The sequence below is a fragment of the Streptomyces sp. MS191 genome (assembly GCF_008042125.1).
Classification (GTDB): domain Bacteria; phylum Actinomycetota; class Actinomycetes; order Streptomycetales; family Streptomycetaceae; genus Streptomyces.
In genome coordinates this window covers 57,896-61,537 of the sequence record NZ_RDBI01000058.1, presented here as the reverse complement: position 1 = coordinate 61,537, position 3,642 = coordinate 57,896, and the positions used below count along the sequence as shown (strand labels likewise).

The window sequence follows — 3,642 nt, the reverse complement described above, 5'->3', positions numbered from 1 at the left end:
GAGCCTGCGGCGCAACCTCACCGCGCACGGATTCCTCATCGGTGCGGTCGTCTGCTTCGCGGTCTTCTCCTGGTACCCGATGGTCAGGGAGTTCTTCCTGGCCTTCCAGAAGACCGAGGGCGGCCGGACCACCTGGGTCGGACTGGACAACCTCACCACCGTCTTCAACGACCCGGCGTTCTGGCAGGCCTGGCGCAACACCCTGCTCTTCACGGTGCTCGCACTGGTCTTCGGCTTCGCCGTCCCGTTCGTCGTCGCCCTGGTCATCAACGAGTTCCACCACGGCAAGGGCTACCTGCGGCTCCTCGTCTACCTGCCGGTCATGCTGCCACCGGTCGCCTCGGTCCTCCTCTTCAAGTACCTCTACGACCCCGGGTACGGCCTGCTCAACGAACTGCTCCGGTTCCTCCACCTGCCCGAGCAGCAGTGGCTCCAGGACCCCGACCTCTCGATGCTCTCCGTCGTCATCGCCTCGACCTGGATGAACATGGGCGGCGCCGCGCTCATCTACCTCGCCGCCCTCCAGGGCATCCCCGGGGAGTTGTACGAGGCCGCCGAGCTCGACGGCGCGGGCATCCTGCGCAAGATCTGGCACGTCACCATCCCGCAGACGCGCCTCATCCTCTCGCTGATGCTGCTCATGCAGATCATCGCCACCATGCAGGTCTTCGTCGAACCGTTCCTGCTCACGGGCGGCGCCGGCCCCGAGGGATCGACCACGACCGTCGTCCACCTCATCTACCAGTACGCCTTCAACTTCAACAACTACGGTGCCGCCGCGGCGCTCGGCCTGCTCCTGCTCGTACTCCTCGCCGGATTCTCGGCGGCGTACGTCAGGCTCAGCCGCGCCGAGGACGAGTAGATCCGGGGAGACCAGCATGTCCACACGCACACTCGTCTCACCGGCGCAGCTCGCCCGCCCCCGCGGCAAGGCCGTGTACTGGACCGTCTTCGCCCTGGTCGTCGGCGGCTTCACCCTGGCGTTCCTCGGCCCGCTCTACTGGATGGTGTCCAGCGGCTTCAAGGACACCCAGGAAGTCGTCCAGACACCCCCGACCCTGGTGCCCGGATCGTTCGCGCCGGAGAACTACAGCCGCGCCTGGGAGGTCATGGACCTCTCCACCCTGCTGTTCAACACCCTCTACTACGCCTTCGGGGCGCTGGCCTTCCAGCTCGTCCTCGACGTCGCGGCCGCCTACTCGCTCTCCAAGCTCCGGCCCGTCCTCGGCAAGGCCGTGCTCGGCATGATGCTCGCGACCCTGATGATCCCCGCGACCGTCCTCGTCGTGCCCCAGTACCTGACGGTGCTCGACGTGCCGATCGTGGAGCGCAACCTGCTCAACACACCCTGGGCGATCTGGCTGCCCTCGGTCACCAACGCCTTCAACATCTTCCTGCTCAAGCGCTTCTTCGACTCCATCCCGAAGGAACTCCTGGACGCCGCCTCCATGGACGGGGCGTCCCCGATGCGCACGCTGTGGTCGATCGTGCTGCCCATCTCGCGGCCGATCCTGGGAGTGGTGTCGATCTTCGCGGTCGTGGGCGTCTGGAAGGACTTCCTCTGGCCGATGCTCACCCTGCCCGACCCGACGAAGCAGACGCTCAACGTCGGCATCTACTCGCTGTCCAACGGCGTCCCGGTGAACGTGCTGATCGCGGCCCTCACCATCGCCTCGCTGCCGACGCTGCTCATCTTCCTGGTCTTCCAGCGCAACATCATGAGCGGTCTCACCGCCGGCGGTCTCAAGGGCTGACCGGGCGCATCGCGCCGCAGCCGACACCGCCTCCGCACCGCACCCAGAAGCCTTCGCCGCCGGCCCGTCCCATGCCCCGCAGCAACCGGGCCGGCGGCGAAGAACCCCGACCTGCCCGAAAGGACCGTCACGTGGCAGCCCCTCACTCGTCCCGCACCGAAGACTGGTGGCGCGACGCCGTCATCTACCAGGTGTATCCCCGCAGTTTCGCCGACGGTGACGGTGACGGGACCGGGGATCTCGCGGGAGTCCGGGCGAGACTGCCCTACCTCGCCGAACTGGGCGTCGACGCCGTCTGGTTCACCCCGTGGTACCTCTCCCCGCTGGTCGACGGCGGGTACGATGTCGCCGACTACCGGACCATCGACCCCACGTTCGGCACGCTGGCCGAGGCGGAGAAGCTCATCGCCGAGGCCCGCGGACTCGGAGTCCGGGTGATCGTCGACATCGTCCCGAACCACGTCTCCGACCAGCACGCCTGGTTCCGCGCGGCGCTGGACGCCGGCCCCGGCAGCGCCGAGCGCGAACTGTTCCACTTCCGGCCGGGCCGCGGCGAACACGGCGAACTGCCGCCCAACGACTGGCCCTCCCAGTTCTCCGGACGGACCTGGACCCGCGTCGAGGACGGGGAGTGGTACCTGCACCTCTTCACCCCCGAACAGCCCGACCTCAACTGGGCCCACCCGGCGGTCCGACGCGAACACGAGGAGGTGCTGCGCTTCTGGTTCGAGCGCGGTGTCGCCGGCGTACGGATCGACTCCGCCGCCCTGCTCGCCAAGGACCCGGCGCTGGCCGACTTCGAGGAGGGTGTCGACCCCCACCCGTACATCGACCAGGACGAACTCCACGACATCTACCGCTCGTGGCGCGCGATAGCCGACGAGTACGGCGGGGTGTTCGTCGGCGAGGTCTGGCTCCCCGACTCCGAGCGCTTCGCCCGCTACCTGCGCCCCGACGAGCTGCACACCGCCTTCAACTTCAACTTCCTCTCCTGCCCGTGGGACCCGGACCGGCTGCGCCGGACCATCGACGACACCCTGGCCGAGCACGCCCCGGTCGGCGCCCCCGCCACGTGGGTGCTGTGCAACCACGACGTCACCCGGACCGTCACCCGCTACGGCCGCACCGACACCGGCTTCGACTTCGCCACGAAGACCTACGGCACGCCCACGGACCTCGGGCTCGGCACCCGCCGCGCCCGCGCCGCGGCCCTGCTCACCCTCGCGCTGCCCGGATCCGTCTACGTCTACCAGGGCGAGGAACTCGGCCTGCCCGAGGCCGAGATCCCCCTCGACCGCATCCAGGACCCCATGCACGCCCGCTCGGGCGGCACCGATCCGGGGCGCGACGGCTGCCGGGTCCCGCTGCCCTGGTCCGCCGAGGCGCCCTGGTACGGATTCGGCGCGACGACCGAACCCTGGCTGCCGCAGCCCGGGGACTGGGCCGAGTACGCCGTGGACCGCCAGGACACCGATCCGGACTCGATGCTCGCGCTCTACCGCGAGGCCCTGCTCGTCCGGCGCACCGGCGCCGGGTTCGGGGACGGCCCGCTGAGCTGGCTGCCGGCCCCGGACGGTGTCCTCGCCTTCACCCGGACCGACGGCCTGGTCTGCGTCGTCAACCTCGCCGCGACGCCCGCCGACCTGCCGCCGCACGGCGAACTGCTGCTCGCCAGCGGTGCGCTGGACGCCGACGGCCGGCTGCCCTCGGACACGGCGGTGTGGCTGCGCTCCTGACCCCGGCCGCCGCCGCGCCCCGGATCGGTGCCGCCCGAGCGGGCGTGCATGGGGTCCTGGATGCGGTCGAGGGGGATCTCGGCCTCGGGCAGGCCGAGTTCCTCGCCCTGGTAGACGTAGACGGATCCGGGCAGCGCGAGGGTGAGCAGGGC

The 3,642-nt window shown here is 69.9% G+C and carries 3 protein-coding genes; all 3 read left to right on the top strand.

Annotation, left to right across the window (positions count from 1 at the left end; all coding sequences use genetic code 11):
- Positions 1–862: carbohydrate ABC transporter permease (locus tag EAO71_RS26215; RefSeq protein ID WP_147980301.1), on the top strand; the 862-nt coding region annotated here is incomplete at its 5' end.
- Between the two features lie 16 nt (positions 863–878).
- Positions 879–1,754, top strand: a complete 876-nt coding sequence (locus tag EAO71_RS26210) for a carbohydrate ABC transporter permease (protein WP_147980286.1) — start codon at positions 879–881, stop codon at positions 1,752–1,754.
- A 131-nt stretch (positions 1,755–1,885) separates the two neighbouring features.
- A complete protein-coding gene (locus EAO71_RS26205; protein WP_147980285.1) occupies positions 1,886–3,490 on the top strand; it encodes a glycoside hydrolase family 13 protein in 1,605 nt (534 codons plus the stop codon).
- The last annotated feature ends 152 nt before the right edge of the window (positions 3,491–3,642 follow it).